The organism is Streptomyces sp. NPDC001108 (assembly GCF_053598535.1).
This window is the reverse complement of sequence record NZ_JBSFKL010000001.1, coordinates 41,962-57,703: the sequence shown is the minus strand read 5'-3', so window position 1 is coordinate 57,703 and position 15,742 is coordinate 41,962. Positions and strand designations below refer to the sequence as shown.

The following is a 15,742-nucleotide window of genomic DNA, read 5'->3' as shown; positions in this document are numbered from 1 at the left end:
GTGGGGTTCGGAAGCTGGTTCCGCAGGGCGGACCGGGACGGGGCCGACACCGGTCGCGCCCCGGAACCGGCACAGGCACAGGCGCAGGCGCGGGAGCCGGAGCCCGAGCCCGGCCGGGGCGACGGCGGTGCGGCGCGGACGGCCGGTGACTGGGACGGCGGCTGGCGGCGGGTGACGCCTCCGGCGGTGACCGTCGCCCGGTCGTCGATCGGGGTCAGCGACGGACTCCGGTTCCGGGACGGCCTCGCCTCCTGGCAGGACCTCTCCTTCGGGAGCGAACTCGGCCACGCCGTGCTGCCGTCCGCACCGGTGGGGCTCATCCACGGCGTCGCCCGCCCCGGCGCCGCCCGCTCGGATTCCCCGGGCGGACCGCTGCTGCTGCGCGCCGCCCGTACCGCGCCCGAGGAGGAGCCGACGAGCGGTCCGGGCCGACCGGCGCCCGCGACGGCGGGCGACAGGACCGGCAGGGGCGGGGCACCCGGGAAGCCCGCCCCTGCCACCGCCCAACGGGCCCCCGCCCAACGGGCCCCCGTCCAACGGGCCACCAGGGCACCGGACCGGCGTTCCGCCTCCGCCCCGGCAACGACCGCGGAGCCGGTAGCCGCGCCCGCCCCGCAGCACCAGCCACCGGCGGAAGCCGCACCGGTGGCGCCCGCCCGGACCCGCCCCGCCCGGCCCGCGGCGGTACGTCCGCAACGGACCGCGCCGCCCCTGATCGTCGCCCGGCGCCCCGTGATGCCGCTGCGGAGGATCGCCGGCATACGGCCGGCCGGCGAGCCGGTCACCGCTCCCGCACCGACCGCGTCCTCATCCTCGTCCTCGTCCGTGTCCGCTTCGGCGCCGGCCGTGCAGCGGGCGGAGCGCGTGGAGGCGTCGCGGTCGAACCCGACCGTGCGCGCGGAGAGCCCCCGGACCGCCCCGACCGCCTCGCCGGAGGCGGCATCGACGGGTGACCCCGCCACGGCCCGTCCCGCGGAGACGGTGCGCCCCGCCCTGGGCCGCCCCCTGCGCGAGCTGCCCATGGGCGCGATCCCCGCCGGGCGGGACACGCGGAGCACCCCCGCGCCGTCCGGCCCAGAGGGGGCGGGACCGGGGATGCCCGTGATCCAGCGGCAGACGCCGGACGCCACGGCTCCGTCGACTCCGTCGCCCCCGGCCACACCGGCATCGACGCCTAACCGGACGTCGGCCCCGAAGCTTACGCCGTCCCCCTCGGCCTCCCTCCCCGTACAGCCGTCGCGGTCCGAGCCGGGGCGGCCCGGCAGGTCCGGCGCGCGGGCCCGTGGCGGGATCGGCACGCCCCTTCCCGCGCTCCCGCCCACGGCCCGGACCGGTAACGACGCGCCGCTGCTCGGCGACCGGAGTAGGCCCCGGGCCGGAGCCACGACCCCGCCGCCGGGCTCCGGGACGTCGCGCCCCTCCGCCACCCCGGCCGGTCCCGCGCCGCAGCAGCCCACCGCGCCCGCCGACCTGCCCGTGCGCTCGTCCGCCGCGCCCGCGGGCCCCGGCGCCCCGGCCCCGGGCCGCCCCGAGCCGGTCCAACGGGCAGCGAGCGACACCGGAGCGAACACCACGTCCACGAAGACCACTTCCGGGAACACCACGTCCGCGAAGGCCACTTCGGTACACGCGACTTCCCCGGGGTCCGCGTCCGCGAGGACCGCCGCCCCCGCACCTTCCGGTCCTGTGCGTCCGGTACGCATCCGGCGGGTCGCCCCGGACCGGGCACCGGGACAGGCGACCGGACCGGTGCCGCCGCTGCCCTCCGTCCAGCGGGCGCGGCCGCTGCTGACGAACCGCTCCCTGAAGGTGAACACCGGCTCCGGCGAAGGCTTCTCCGGCCCGGCGGCACGCGCCTCGGCCAGACCGGTCGTACCGGCCACCTGGCGCCGCGACACACCGCAGCCCGTGGCCGCCCCACCCGCCCGGGACGGATCCCCGGACCCCGGCCCCGCGAACGTCGGTGCCGGGAACCCGAGTACCGGAAGCCCCGGCCCGGGGATTCAGCGCACCACGCGGGGCGCCGTTCCCCGACCGGCCCTCCGCCGACCGGGCACCACCGCCCCGGCCGAGGCCGCCCAGCCGCACCGGCCCGGGGCGACTCGCGGCCCCGCGTCCCCGGCCCCCGGCGAAACCGTCGCCCGTACCTCCGCGCCCGCGTCCACACCCGCACCGACGTCCGCGCCCGGACGCACGTCCGCGCCCGCGTCCGGTCCCGCATCCACCGCCGGATCCGTGCCGGGGCCGGGCGCGCGGACCGGCCGGGCGGAGCGCGGGGCGGGTGGCGGCTCCCTGCTGCGGCTCGTGCAGCGCTCGGTAGGTGGGGGCGGGGCGAGGACCGGGCCCGACGACCGCCCGCAGGCGGGACCCGCCGCACACCGTCCGGAGCAGCCGTCCCCGCCCCTGCCCGCGGTGACGCGACCGGCTCCCCGAGCCGGGGCTGCGGCCTCCTTCGCGCCCCGGTCGGCCGTTCCGGTGGTGCGACCGCACCCGCCCGCCCGGAGCGGTCCGGGAGCGCCCGTCACCCCCGTACAGCGCGCGCCGCTGCCGGTGGTGCCCGAGTCCGCCACCGCCCTGCCCGTGGGACCGCAGGCCGGTCCCGGTCCCATGCCGCCGGGGCCACCGGCCCTCTCGGTGCGCGTCCCCCGCCGCGCACCGGCCACCGCCACTCCCGCCGACGTCCCCGCTCCGCCACCACGCCCCGGCACCTCCGCCCACACCGCCGAGGCGATCCAGCGAGCGGTGGCCGACGCCGGGATCACTGGTGTTCCGGTGCGGGCCGTCCAGCCGAAGGCGAAGCCCGCCGTGCCGGGGCACCCCGGCCCGGCAGTACCCGCCGGGCCGGCCGCCGCGGACGCCCGGGCCGAGAACCGGATCACCGGCGCGGACATCGAGGAGCTGGCCCGACGGCTGATCGACCCGGTGAGCCGGCTGATCCGCGCGGACCTGCGCCGAGGACGGGAACGCACCGGACGGCTGTACGACGGCCGTCGCTGACCGGCCACGAACGGCCTTACGCAGCAAGGAACTTGGAAGAAGCCGGGAAGAAGAGAAGCACATGACGCACAACATCTTCGCGACGAGCGTGTTCTTCAAACTCGTCATCGGGGGCAGCGACCTGGGCGCCTTCCACACCTGCTCGGGACTGGGCGCCGAGGTGGAGATGGAACAGTACGCCGAGGGCGGCAACAACGGCTTCACCTGGCAGCTGCCGGGCCGGATCACCTGGACCAACATCACACTGACCCGCCCCGTCACCGCCGACACCCTCAAGATCGCGCGCTGGCTCAACGAGACGATCCAGCGCGTCGAGCCCAAGGACGGCGAGATCGTGGCTCTCCGCCCGGACCTCAGCCGCATCATCAGCTGGCAGGTGCACGGCATCGTGCCGGTCCGCTGGCAGGGGCCGTCCTTCGACCCCGCCAACTCCCAGGCGGCGATCGAGACACTGGAGATCGCCCACGAAGGACTGGAGCCGTCCTGATGAACCCCCGTACCGCCGGACGGCACCGACCGTAGACCCCGGAGAGAACCGGGAGGAGGAGCGCAATGTCACCCGCTGTCCGCGCGAGCCGCGCTCGCGCCCAGCTGACCATCATGGAACCGCCGTCGACCGTCGGCGCCAAACCGGGCGGGAACCTCGCCCGGATCACCCTGCAGTTCAACCCCGCGAAACTGTCGCTGAGCAAGAGCACCGAGTGGCGGCGCACCCCGTCCCGGATGGCCGGGCAGTCCGCGCTGCCCGAGTTCGTGGGCAGCGGCCCCCGGTCGCTGTCCCTGGAGGTCTTCCTGGACTCCACCGCCACCCATGACAACTCGGTCGAGAAGGCCGTGGAGCAGATGATGCTGGCCTGCGTGCCCACCCCGAGCAGCCTGGCCCGCAAGACCCCCGCCAGCCCCTGGGTCCGCTTCGACTGGGGCACCTCGAAGACCACCTCCTTCGACGGCGTGCTCTCCAACTTCTCGGTCACGTACACCCTGTTCGACGTCGACGGGAAGCCACTGCGCGCCACCTGCTCCCTGTCGATCGAGGAGGCGAGCGTCGACCCGGCGGGCCAGAACCCCACCTCCGGCTCGCGGGAGGCCCGGCGCACCCACCGGGTCGTCGCCGGGGACAGCCTGCCGCTGCTCGCCTGGCGGGAGTACGGCGACGCCACCGCGTGGCGCACCATCGCGGAGGCCAACGACGTGGACGACCCGATGCAGCTGGTCCCGGGTACGGAACTGGTCGTGCCCGGTCTGGAGACACACGTCCCGGAGGGCGGCCGATGACCGCCCCCGGCCGCTCCTTCGCCGCGGACCCGATCGTCGAGGCCCCCGCCGAACTGCCGGCCGCCTGGGCCGCCCAGCTGGTGAGCTGTGTGGTGGACGAGAACGTCGGCCTGCCCGACACCGCCGTCCTCACCTACCGCGACCCCGACCACAAACTGCTCACCGCCACCGGCATCACCATCGGCAACCCGCTGAAGATCTCCGTGGTCACCGTGCAGGAACGGGCGCGGGAGCGGCTGTTCACCGGTGAGGTCACCGCGATCGAGCTGGACAGCGACACCACCGGATCGTTCACCGTGGTCCGGGCGTTCTCCCGGGCCCACCGCCTCCAGCGAGGCCGGAAGGTGGTGGCCTTCCGCAACATGAAGGCCGCCGACATCGTCCGCAAGGTCGCCGCCGGTGCCGGGTTGGCCTGCGGGAGGATCGAGGCCGCGCCGGTCACGTACCGGCAGCTGACCCAGCCCAACGTCTCGGACTGGGAGTTCCTCCAGTTCCTCGCGGGGGAGAGCGGCGCCCAGGTGCGGGTGGACGACCAGGGGCTGCTCCAGTTCGTGAAGCCGAAGCCGGCCTCCTCCGCCCCCGCGCCCAGCACCCCGGCGAGCCGCCACCCGATGGTCCTGGAGTACGGGCGCAACCTCCTCGCCCTGCGCGCGGTGCTGACCGGCGCGGACGGGGCGGACAACGTGGAGGTGCGCGGCTGGAACGTCGACACCAAGTCCCGGCTGGTGGCCCGCGAACAGTCCGTCCGCAGCGACACGGTGGTCCCCGGGATGAGCCCGTCGGTGGTGGCCGGGGCGTTCGGCGGGGGCGCGACGATGACGGTCGCCGACACCCCGTACCGCACCCAGGCCGAGGCCACGGCGGTGGCCGGGGCGGTCGCCGCCTCGGTCGGCTCCGGGTTCGGGGAGATCGAGGCGGTCGCCGAGGGCAACCCCCACCTGCGCGCGGGCGAGCCGGTGGCCCTCGGCAACGTCGGCCCCGCGTTCGCCGGGCGCTACACGGCGACCGCCGCCCACCACGTGCTCGAACCCAACGGCGGCTACCGGACGACGGTCCTGGTCAGCGCCGCCCCCGACCGCTCCCTGACCGGGCTGGCCAGCGGCGCGAACGCGCCCTCGCGCGGCCCGAGGATGCCGGGACTCGCGATCGGCGTGGTCACCGACATCCGCGAGGGCCAGGCCGAACGCGGCTGGGTCAAGCTGAAGTTCCCCTGGCTCGACGACACCTACGTCACCGACTGGGTCCGCACCGTGCAGTGGGGCGGCCAGGGCGGCGGCGGGGTGTTCAGCCCCGAGGTCAACGACGAGGTGCTGGTCGGCTTCGAACAGGGCCTGCTGGACAGCCCGTACGTGATCGGCGGCCTCTACAACGGCGTCGACAAGCCCTCCCCGCACGACGTCCCCCTGGTCGACGCGACCAGCGGAAAGGTCAACCGGCGCTCCCTGGTGTCCCGTTCGGGCAACCGGCTGGAACTGCTGGACGCGCCGCGCGGCCCGTCCGGCGTCCGCATCGCCACCGGCGACAAACGGCTCGACGTCCGGCTGGACGAACGCAAGGGCGAGATCGCCCTGACCGTGTACGCACGCGGCGGCGGCCGGGCGCTCAGCTCCGTGACCCTCTCCTCCTCCGGCATCACACTGGACGCGGGGACGGGCGACGTGAACATCAAGGGCAGCTCCGTCACCGTCAACGGCAGAACCGGTGTCACGATCGACGGTGGACTGCTCGGCGTACTCAAGGCGAAGCTCATCAGGATCAACTGACCGGCCGTCGACCCGAGGCCCCCGGACCACGGGACGCGTCACCCGACGTCCCCGAACCCCCCTCACCAACACCTTCACCGCCGAGGAGAACACCGACCATGCCCCCCGCAGCCCGTACGGGCGACAGCACCGCCCACGGTGGCGTCATCGGCACCCCGCCCCCGGGCGCGGTGGCCGTCGCCACCGTGCTGATCGGCGGGCGGCCCGCGGCCGTCACCGGGAGCCTGCACGTGTGCGTCGTACCGCCGCACGCCGCGCTCGGACCGGGAAACATGATCATGCCCAACCCGGCCGCCGCGCTCGGCGGACAGGTCCTGATCGGCGGGCTGCCCGCCGCCCGGATGCGGGACAACACCACCTGCGGCGCCCCCATCATCAGCGGCGCGCTGAACGTCCTGATCGGGGGCCCGATGTGAGCGGCAGCGGATTCATCGGACGCGGCTGGGGCTTCCCGCTGCGGGTCGGCGCCACCGGCGGCATCGGCATGGTGGAACGGGACCGGGAGATCGAGGAGGCCATCGGGCTGATCCTCGGCACGGCCCCCGGCGAGCGGCCGATGCGCCCGGAGTTCGGCTGCGGCATCCACGAGTACGTCTTCGCGCCCGGCGACGGCGCGACCGCCGGACGCATCGCCCACGAGGTCCGCACCTCGCTGGAGCGGTGGGAACCGCGCATCGAGGTGACCGACGTGGTGATCGCGTTCGACGCCATCGAGGAGGGCACCCTGTACATCGACGTGCACTACACCGTGCGGGCCACCAACGACCTGCGCAACCTCGTCTTCCCCTTCTACACCATCCCGTCCTCCGAGGGATCCGACGAAGCCGGAGCACGCTGATGGCCCTGCCCTCACCCAACCTGGACGACCGGCGCTTCCAGCAACTCGTCGACGAGGCCAAGCGGTACGTCCAGCAGCGCTCCCCGGAGTGGACCGACCACAACGTGTCCGACCCCGGGGTCACCCTCATCGAGACCTTCGCCTACATGGTCGACCAGCTGCTCTACCGGCTGAACCGGGTGCCGGACAAGAACTACGCGGCCTTCCTCGACCTGCTCGGCGTCACCCTCTTCCCGCCGACCGTGGCGCGGGCCGAGGTCGACTTCCGGCTCTCCGCGCCGCAGCCGGAGACCGTGCGCCTCCCGGCGGGCACCGAGGTCGCCACCGCGCGCGGCGAGACCGAGGAGTCCGTGGTCTTCTCCACCGTCGACGAACTGGCCATCGTGCCGAGTTCGCTGATCAGGCTCGTCACCGCACCGGCCTCGGGCGACCAGACGGACCGCACCGCACCGCTCGGCGCGGGCAAGGACATCCCGTGCTTCCAGTCCCGGCCGGAGCCGGGCGACGCCCTGCTCTTCGGGCTGCCCACCGCCGTACCCCGCTGCATCGTCGCCGTACGGCTGGACAGCCGGGTCGAGGGCGTCGGCGTCGACCCCCGCCAGCCGCCACTGGTGTGGGAGGCGTGGGACGGGGCCCGCTGGGTGGTCTGCGAGACCGGCACCGACAGCACCGGCGGGCTCAACCGGCCCGGCGAGGTCATCGTGTTCGTCCCGGCCGGGCACACCGCCTCGGTCACGGCGGGCGTACGGGCCGGATGGCTGCGCTGCCGCGTCACCGCACCCGAACCGGGGCAGCCGTTCTACTCCGAGTCGCCGACGATCCGCGAGGCGGAGGTCTTCACCGTCGGCGGCACCATGGACGTCGAACACGCCGAGACCGTCCTCGACGTACCGCTCGGCACCTCCGAGGGCGTCGCCGGACAGCGGTTCACCGTGAGCCGGGCCCCCCTGCTGACGGACGGGGACCCCCCGGTCGTCGAGGTCTCCACCGCCGAGGGCTGGCAGGTCTGGACCCCGGTGGAGCACTTCGGCGCCTCCGCCCCCAACGACCGGCACGTCCGGATCGACGCGGTCTCCGGCGAGTTCGCCTTCCCGCCCGAGGTCCGCGAGCCGGACGGCACGATGCGCGCCTACGGGGCGGTGCCCGAGAAGGGCGCACAACTGCGGGTGCCCCGGTACCGCACCGGCGGCGGCTCCGCCGGCAACGTCGCCCGGGGCGCCATCAGCGTGCTGCGCAGCTCCGTGCCGTACGTGGCCGGGGTGGAGAACCGCGAGGCGGCCCGGGGCGGGGTCGACGGCGAGACCGTGGAGAACGCGAAGACCCGGGCGCCCCACATTCTTCGGGTCCAGGAACGCGCGGTCACGGCCGGGGACTACGAGGCCGTCGCCCGCGAGGCCGCCCCCTCCCTGCGCCGGGTCCGGTGCCTGCCCGCCGTGGCGGGGGAGGCCGGGGCGGTTCGGGTGCTGGTGGTGCCCGACGCGGTCCCCGACCGGGGCGGCCAGCTCCGGTTCGAACAGCTGATCCCGTCCGACGCCGTGCTCGCCGCGGTCACCGAACGGCTCGACGAACGGCGCCTGGTCGGCACCCGCCTCGTCGTGGAACCGCCCGCCTACCAGGGCGTCACCGTGGTCGCCCGGCTGGTGACCACCGGCGACGACCCGGACCGGGTCCGCACCGACGCGGTCGCCGCGCTGTTCCGCCACATCGACCCGCTGCGCGGCGGCGCCGACGGCACCGGATGGCCCTTCGGCCGCCCCGTGCAGTACGGCGAGATCTTCGCGGTGCTCCAGAACGTGCCGGGGGTCGCCCTGGTCGAGGACGTACGGATGTTCCCGGCGGACCCGATCACGGGCAGGCGCGGGGCGGCGGTGCAGCGGATCGACGTCGCGCCCGGGGCCCTGGTCTTCTCCCACCAGCACCAGATCGAGGTCACCGTGAGCGGGGCAGGTGACGGCGCATGACCCGAGCCGCGGTACCCGGACTCCCCAGCCGCTACCCGATCGGCGGGCTGCTGCCCGCGCTGTACGCGGACGACGACCTGGCGCAGCGGTTCACGGCGGGCCTCGACACCGTGCTGGCGCCCGTCCTGTCCACCCTGGACAACCTGCCCGCCTACTTCGACCCCGCGCTCGCCCCGGCCGACTTCCTGCCCTGGCTGTCGACCTGGGTGGCGGCCGACGTCGACCCGGCCTGGCCCGAGGAGCTGCGCCGGGCCGTGATCGCCCGCGCCGTCGAACTGCACCGGTGGCGCGGGACCCGCCGGGGGCTGACCGAACACCTCCGGCTCTGCTTCGGCGTCGAGGCGGACATCCGGGACGGCGGCGGCGCCGCCTGGTCGAACGAACCGGGCACCGCCCTCCCCCCGGCACCCACCGGGGAACTGCTGGTACGGGTATGGGCGCCGCACGGCGGACCGGTGGACGCGCACCGCGTCCGGGCCGTCGTCGCCGCGTCCTGCCCCGTACACCTGACCCACCGGGTGGAGATCCTGCCCGGCCCACCGGACGAGACAGGAGACTGACACGATGCGCTCGTGTCCGGCGTGCGGTGCGGCCAACCGCGAGGACGACGAATTCTGCGGGAACTGCGGTTCCTACCTGGGATGGTCCTCCCGGCCGCCGAGCGGCACCCCCGCCACCACCTCGGAGCCCACCACTCCGGAGCCCACCACCTCGGAGACCGCGGCACCCGCGCCACCGGCGCCCGGCCCCGCGGTCGGTTCGACGGGCGGTTCGACAGGCGGTTCGACGGCGGACGGGTCCGCGCCCGCGTCCGCGACCGCCCTCGAACCGGCGCCCTCGGCCGCCGAACCTCCGGCCGTCCCGGCGCCCACTCGTGCGCCCGAACCCGTCACGCCGCCCCCGCCTCCGGCCCCCGTACCGCCACCGGCGCCGGAGCCCGCTCCGCCCGCCCCGGTGCGCCCGGCCAGGCCCGTGACGGCCTCGGAGCCGGCCGCCCCGCGACCGACGGAGCCGGACGAGGCGGACGGGCCCGTGGGCGCGGTACAGCCCGCCAAGCCGGTCGCCCGGCGGCCCGTGGTGCGCCCGGTCGCGGCGTACGAGGAACCCGAAGGGCCGCCGTGCCCGGCCTGCGGCACGCCCAATCTGCCCGGGCGCCGGTTCTGCCGCCGCTGCGCGGCCCCCCTCCAGCCCAAGGAGGAGGCGGCGCCGCTGCCCTGGTGGCGGACCGTGTGGCCGTTCCGCCGCCGGGTCAGGAGCAGTTCGGGCCGGGCACTGCGGCGCGCGCTGATGGCCCTGGCCGTCGTCGCCGTGCTGATCGGGGGCTACCTGCTCGTGCCGGCCGGGCGGTACGTCTACGAGGACGTACGCGACAAGCTCGGCAAGACGGCGGAGATCGCCCCCAGCAGGGTCACCGCCAGCACCGACTCCCCGGGCCACCCGGCCAAGTCCGTCACCGACGGACTGAGCAACAGGTACTGGGCGGCGCCCGGCCTGGGGGCCTCCCTCACCTTCACCTTCGACCGGCCGTTCCGCATGGTCGGCGTCGTCGTCTACCCGGGGGCGTCAACCGAGCCCGAGGAGTTCGGGCGGACGGCCCGGCCCACCGAGATCGAGATGGTCGTCACCAAGGAGGACGGCGGGACCGAGACGGTGCGGCTGAAGCTCAACGACAAGCCCGGCAAGTTCACGGAGCGGACCCGGATCAGCGACGCGGTCTCCGTCAGGATGGTGCTGAAGGCCGCCGCCGGTCAGGGCGAGGGACGGCCGATCGCCGTCGGCGAGGTGGAGTTCTACCGCCGTGCCTGAACCGCCGCGCCTGACCGACGGCGCCTGAACCACCGTGTCTGAACCGGTTCTCCGGGACCGGCGCGCGGCCGGTCCCGGAGAACCGGGCGGGCCGGGGACCGTTCGTCCCCGGCCCGCCCGGTCCGGTCACCCGAGCAGCTGCTCCGGTACGAACCCGGCCTCCGCGAGCCGCAGCCACAGCTCGTCCGGGACCGGGAACCGGGCCGCCGCCGCGTTCGCCGTGACCTCGGCCGCCGACCGGCAGCCGAGCACCACCGAACTCACGGCACCGTGCAGCAGCGGGAACTGGATCGCGGCCGCCGTCAGCGGCACCCCGTACTCCGCGCACAGCTCCCGGCACCGCCGGGCCCGCTCCAGCGCCTCGCTGGGGACCGGCCGGTAGTTGAACATGGCGCCCGGGGTCGGATCGGCCAGCAGCCCGGTGTTGAAGACCCCGCCGACGACCACCGCCGTATCCGTCCTCGCGCACAGCGGCAGCAGGGTGTCGAGCGCCTGGTGGTCGAGGAGCGAGAAGCGGCCCGCGATCAGCACCACGTCCACGTCGAACTCCGCCACGTACGAGGCGAGCGGACCGCTGTGGTTCATCCCGAAGCCGATCGCCCGGATCAGCCCCTCCTCCCGCAGCCTGCGCACCGCCGGATAGGCGGTGCGGCGGACCTCCTCGGGGTAGTCGTCCGGGTCGTGCAGATACAGGATGTCGACGCTGGAGCGCCCCAGCCGGGTCAGGCTCGACTCCAGGGACTCCCGGATGCCGCGCTCCGTCCAGTCGGTGACCACCTCGCCGGGGGAGCCGTCCGGCCGGGGCCGCAGCAGCCAGCCCGTCTTGGTGGAGATGACCGGGTCGGTGATCCCGGCCGGGCCGAGCAGCCGGCCCAGCCGCTCCTCGGCCTGTCCGTGCCCGTAGCGCGGCGCGGTGTCGAAGTAGCTGATCCCGGCCTCGGCCGCGGCCCGCAGGGTCGCGGCGGCCTCCGCGTCGGCGACCTCCTCGAACAGGCCGCCCAGCGGGGCGGTGCCGATGCCGAGGCGGGGCAGGTCGAAGGGGAGCCGGCCGGTGGCGGCGGTCTCGGTCATGCCGTCTCCCACGGGGAGGAACAGGCCGCGCGGCCCGCGCGCAGCGTCATGGTCAGGGTCAGCCGGATACGGGAGTGCCCGGCGAGGTCGACCCGGCAGTGCGGCCCGTCGACCGGCTGCTCGGGTCCGTCGTCCACGCGTACCGAGGCGACGTGGTGCTCGGCGAACGAACCCGCCTGCACCAGCAGCGCACGGGCCTCGGCGCCGAGGTTCACCAGCTCCACCACCGTGTGGTCCGGACGGATGTCCGAGACCAGCGCGGCGACGTCCTGCGGCAGACCGGGGCGCCGGGCGTCCGCGTCGAAGTAGCGCACGTGCAGATGGGTCAGCCCGCCGTTGTACAGCACCTGCGGCGAGCCGGTGGTCAGCTGCAACAGGGCCTCGGTCACCACAGGGTTGAGATGCTGCCAGTGATGGATGTCCAGGGCGTCCGGGCCGACCGCCGGGTCGGTGGTGTCGCCCTCGATGGCCGCCACCCGCTCGGCGCAGCTCGCCAGCGCGCTGCGCAGCATCCGCTCGGGGAAGTCCGGGTTCCGGCCGTGCAGGAACTCGTACCAGGGCTCCTCGTGACCGGCCTCGTCCTTGATGCGCTGGGTGTGCACGGCCGTCCAGTCCCAGTTCGAGCCCGCGCGCAGCCGTTCGATCCGCTCCCGGTCGGCCTCGTCACGACTGAAGTGCCAGAGCGAGAGCGGCAGTTGGCCGGGCATGACGGTGAAGTCGAACCAGCCGGAGTCGTTGTGCCGCTGAGGCACCATCAACGTCCGCTCCGCCGCCATCGACCGCAGGTGCGGCTCCCAGCGCTCACCCAGCGTGCCCATCTGGTCGGACCCGCGCTGCTCGGCGTGGGCCAGCACCGCGTCGAGCGGGTTGCGCGCCAGGTCCAGGAAGCCGCGGTCCCCGGTGAGGAGGGTCGCATTGGCCGCGCCGACCACGGTCGAACTCCCGACCGGCGACAGGCCGTGCGGCCAGGACCAGCCGTAGTGGCCGCCGTACCAGCGGCCGTCCAGGTACTGGCCCACCACACCGTCCAGGCCCACGTTGTCCGGCACCACCTCGCGGCCCGCCAGCCGCTCCTGCCAGGCGGAGACGTACTCGGCCACCCAGTCGGCGTACCGCTGCTCCCCGCTGAGCAGGAAGGCGTTGGTGGCGAGCCCGGTGGCGCCCAGGTTGGCGATGGTGTCGCCGCGCCCCATCCGGTCCCACATCGCCCGGCCGTAGGAGCGCGCCAGCTCGGGCGAGGCGGCCAGCTGCTCGAAGGACGTGACGCCCTCGAACCCGTCCAGCGGCAGACCGTACGGGTGCAGCGCCAGGCTCCACGGGAAGTACGGTTCCTCGTCGCTGAAGCCGTAGCGCGGCCCGGTCGAGCCGTTGTGCGGGGCGCGCAGCAGCCGGTGCTGGGAATCGTAGTTGGGGCCGCCGGGAAGGTAGAAGTCGGCGAACCGGCGGGCGAGTTCACGCAGCTCCGGGTCGTCCGGGTCGGCGAGGCAGAGCCCGTAGAACAGCAGCAGGCCCTCGCCCTGGTGGAACCAGTCGTAGCCGCGCTCCAGGCCGTCCACCAGCATGCCCATCCCGGTGAGCTGGGCGGTGACCCCCTCCCAGTGGCGCCGCGAGGCGGCCAGCAACTCCGGGCTCCCGCCGAGCAGATAGAGCGTCGGCCAGTTGAAGAACGGCTCGTAGAAGTCGTCCACCCCGTCCCGGCCGTCCATCCCCTGCCCGAGGGTGTCCCGGAAGACCAGCCGGCCGTCCCCCTCGGTGTAGCGGTCGGCGAAGAGCCGCCACGCCTTCTCCTGGGCGGCGAACAGCTCCCGCTCCAGGCGCGCCCACGCGGGCACGTCGGTGACGCGCCGGGTCGCCTTCAGTAGAGGGCCGTGCGGCTCGCCCGTCGTGTGTGTGCCGTCGGTCCGCTCGGGCCTGAGCATCGAGTACACCCGCTCCCTCGTCACATTCGATTTAACAATCGCCCATCGATAGCCGATGGTTAGACTCACTGGCGGGGAGCCGACGTGTCAATACTCCGGAGCGGCCCCGCAAGCCCCGACGAGGAGGCACACCGTGATCGACTGCCATGTCCACCTGTGGGATCCGGCCGAAGGTTTCCCCTGGATCAAGCCGGGTGATCCACACCACCGGGCCTTCGGCGAGGACGACCTGGAACGCTCCGGTGCCGGTCTCGGCCTGACCGGGGCCGTGCTGGTGGAGGCCTCGCGCGGAGACACCGGGGAGACCCGGGTGCTGCGCGAACTGAGCCTGCGCCGACCGGACCTGGTCGTCGGCTATGTGGCCAATCTGCACGTCCACGCACCGGCCGGCCCCGCCGCGCTCCGCGACCTGCTCCGGGAGCCCGGCCGACCCAACGGGATGCGGCTCGGCGGAGCCGAGTGGGACGGGACCCCCGAACAGGCCCGTACGCTCGTCCCGCTGCTCGCGGAGACCGGGACCGTGCTCGAACTCAACCTGTACCGGGGAGCGTTCACCGCCGCCGCCGAGGCCGCCGACCGGCACCCCGGCCTGACCGTCGTCGTCGACCACCTGGGCAACGCCCCGGACCCCCGCGCGCCGGAGGCGGGGGAGTGGTACCGCGACGTCGAACGCGCCGCGGCGCACCCGAACGTGGTGGTGAAGATCTCCGGCCTCCTCACCCAGCAGCACGGCGTCCCGCCCGAGCGGGTCGCGCACCTGGTGCGGTACGCCGTGGACGCGTTCGGCCCGGACCGCTGCCTCGTCGGCTCGGACTGGCCGATCTGTCTGCCCCGGGGCGGCCGGGCCGACGCGCTGGCCGCGCCCCGCCCCGGACTCGCCCACCTGACGGACGACGGGCTGCGGCGCGTCCTGCACACCACCGCGGTCCGGGTGTACGGGCTCACCGGCTGACCGGGCGTGGTTGACAGTGCTCGAACGCCCCTGCTTCGATTCTCTCGATGATCGATAGGCGATGAATACTGTCCGACCCGTCCGTCGAGAGTCGCCCCGGGCCCCGCGGGGCCGTCACGAGGCGCCTGCCGGGGCTGTTCCGAGGGGGCCGCACGGCCTTGACCGGCCGGGCGGCCGCCACCCTCGGTGTGATTCCGTCGAGAGAAGACGGGCGCGTATTATGTCGCAACTCACGTGCCCCTGTGCTGGATTGGGAATTCATGGCATCTAACGCGTCGGGTGGATTCGTCTCCACACTGGCCACCAACAAGGACCGGTTCCGCAAGACGCTGATCTCGGACCAGGTGTACGAGCTGCTCCGCCAGGCCGTGGTCGAGGGCGATCTCGCGCCGAACGACCGTGTGGTCGAGTCGGAGATCGCGCGTCGGCTCGGGGTGAGCCAGGCCCCGGTGCGCGAGGCGGTCAAGCGGCTCGCCCGTGAGGGTCTGCTGACCCATGTCCCGCGCCGGGGCCATTTCGTCGTCGAGATCTCCTCGCAGGACGCGGAGTACGCCCGGCAGGTGCGCGAGCCGCTGGAGGGGCTGGCCGCCCGGCTGGCGACCGAGCACATCACCGAGGAGCAGCTCGCCGAGCTCGACGCCCTCGTGGAGCGGATGCACGAGGCGGTGGCCGCGAGCGACGTCAGCGGGTTCCGCGACGCCGACATAGAGTTCCACACCCTGGTCAGCCGGTACGCGGGCAACCCGTTCCTGGCCCGGATGTGGGAGGTCATCGAGCCGAGTCTGCGCACGCTGCGGGCCATCTCCGATCCGCTCTTCGACGGGGACCGGTGCGCGATGGCCGACGAGCACGGCCGTCTCGTCGGTCTGCTGCGGGCCAGGGACCCCGACCGGGCGGCCGAGGCGTTCGCCGACCACGCGGCGGGCCGGGGGCCCGTCCCGGACGCGCGGGAGGCCAAGCAGCCCGCCGGGGGCGCCGCGACGGACAAGGCGGGCACGGAGAAGACGGGCACGGGCAAGGCCGGCCCGGCGAAGGCGGCCGCGAAGAAGACAGCGGCGAAGAAACCGGCCGCGAAGAAGACGACGGCCCGGAAGACGGCCGCCCGGAAGCCGGCGGCCGCGGCGTCACCGTCGGACTGACCGGACCGCTGTGGGCCCGGT

The 15,742-nt window shown here is 74.5% G+C and carries 14 protein-coding genes and 1 pseudogene; 12 read left to right on the top strand and 3 right to left on the bottom strand.

Going from position 1 to position 15,742, the window contains the following annotated elements:
* The 9 genes and pseudogenes from ACWC97_RS00225 to ACWC97_RS00185 all read left to right on the top strand — a co-directional run.
* Nucleotides 1–2,997, top strand: coding sequence for a hypothetical protein (locus ACWC97_RS00225; RefSeq protein ID WP_450646456.1), 2,997 nt, complete (start codon nt 1–3; stop codon nt 2,995–2,997).
* A gap of 61 nt (nt 2,998–3,058) precedes the next feature.
* Nucleotides 3,059–3,484, top strand: coding sequence for a phage tail protein (locus ACWC97_RS00220; RefSeq protein WP_450646455.1), 426 nt, complete (start codon nt 3,059–3,061; stop codon nt 3,482–3,484).
* A gap of 65 nt (nt 3,485–3,549) precedes the next feature.
* Nucleotides 3,550–4,272, top strand: a complete 723-nt coding sequence (locus ACWC97_RS00215) for a CIS tube protein (RefSeq protein ID WP_366299189.1) — start codon at nt 3,550–3,552, stop codon at nt 4,270–4,272.
* Nucleotides 4,269–6,035 (top strand): VgrG-related protein, encoded by a 1,767-nt coding sequence (locus tag ACWC97_RS00210; protein ID WP_352276783.1) that lies wholly within the window; start codon nt 4,269–4,271, stop codon nt 6,033–6,035. The genes ACWC97_RS00215 and ACWC97_RS00210 overlap by 4 nt, the downstream gene beginning before the upstream one ends.
* 98 nt (nt 6,036–6,133) lie before the next feature.
* Nucleotides 6,134–6,451, top strand: a complete 318-nt coding sequence (locus tag ACWC97_RS00205) for a PAAR domain-containing protein (RefSeq protein ID WP_352276785.1) — start codon at nt 6,134–6,136, stop codon at nt 6,449–6,451.
* Nucleotides 6,448–6,873, top strand: a complete 426-nt coding sequence (locus ACWC97_RS00200; RefSeq protein ID WP_352276786.1) for a GPW/gp25 family protein — start codon at nt 6,448–6,450, stop codon at nt 6,871–6,873. The genes ACWC97_RS00205 and ACWC97_RS00200 overlap by 4 nt, the downstream gene beginning before the upstream one ends.
* Entirely contained in the window at nt 6,873–8,834 is a 1,962-nt protein-coding gene (locus ACWC97_RS00195; protein ID WP_450646451.1) for a putative baseplate assembly protein, read from the top strand. The genes ACWC97_RS00200 and ACWC97_RS00195 overlap by 1 nt, the downstream gene beginning before the upstream one ends.
* On the top strand, nt 8,831–9,394 hold the full coding sequence (locus ACWC97_RS00190) for a phage tail protein I (RefSeq protein ID WP_385218217.1): 564 nt from the start codon (nt 8,831–8,833) through the stop codon (nt 9,392–9,394). Before ACWC97_RS00195 ends, ACWC97_RS00190 begins: the two co-directional genes overlap by 4 nt.
* 4 nt (nt 9,395–9,398) lie before the next feature.
* A pseudogene (locus ACWC97_RS00185) lies at nt 9,399–9,464 on the top strand (zinc ribbon domain-containing protein); the annotation flags it as partial.
* 2 nt (nt 9,465–9,466) lie between these two features.
* On the opposite strand, the gene ACWC97_RS00180 reads toward ACWC97_RS00185, so the two are convergent.
* Nucleotides 9,467–9,727 carry a hypothetical protein gene (locus ACWC97_RS00180; protein ID WP_450647475.1) on the bottom strand — a complete coding sequence of 87 codons (261 nt, stop codon included), beginning with the start codon at nt 9,725–9,727 and terminating at the stop codon, nt 9,467–9,469.
* 139 nt (nt 9,728–9,866) lie between these two features.
* Between ACWC97_RS00180 and ACWC97_RS00175 the strand changes: the two genes are divergently transcribed.
* Nucleotides 9,867–10,640, top strand: coding sequence for a zinc ribbon domain-containing protein (locus tag ACWC97_RS00175; protein ID WP_352276801.1), 774 nt, complete (start codon nt 9,867–9,869; stop codon nt 10,638–10,640).
* A 126-nt stretch (nt 10,641–10,766) separates the two neighbouring features.
* Here ACWC97_RS00175 and ACWC97_RS00170 read toward each other — a convergent pair whose 3' ends face one another.
* Both ACWC97_RS00170 and ACWC97_RS00165 read right to left on the bottom strand, forming a co-directional pair.
* Nucleotides 10,767–11,711, bottom strand: coding sequence for an aldo/keto reductase (locus tag ACWC97_RS00170; RefSeq protein WP_450646449.1), 945 nt, complete (start codon nt 11,709–11,711; stop codon nt 10,767–10,769).
* Nucleotides 11,708–13,630, bottom strand: a complete 1,923-nt coding sequence (locus tag ACWC97_RS00165; RefSeq protein WP_450646448.1) for a hypothetical protein — start codon at nt 13,628–13,630, stop codon at nt 11,708–11,710. The genes ACWC97_RS00170 and ACWC97_RS00165 overlap by 4 nt, the downstream gene beginning before the upstream one ends.
* A gap of 133 nt (nt 13,631–13,763) precedes the next feature.
* Here ACWC97_RS00165 and ACWC97_RS00160 point away from each other — a divergent pair, with 133 nt between their 5' ends.
* Nucleotides 13,764–14,582: an amidohydrolase family protein gene (locus ACWC97_RS00160; RefSeq protein ID WP_450646447.1), complete on the top strand. Its 819-nt coding sequence runs from the start codon at nt 13,764–13,766 to the stop codon at nt 14,580–14,582.
* Between the two features lie 260 nt (nt 14,583–14,842).
* On the top strand, nt 14,843–15,721 hold the full coding sequence (locus ACWC97_RS00155) for a GntR family transcriptional regulator (protein WP_352281242.1): 879 nt from the start codon (nt 14,843–14,845) through the stop codon (nt 15,719–15,721).
* Nucleotides 15,722–15,742: the final 21 nt, after the last annotated feature.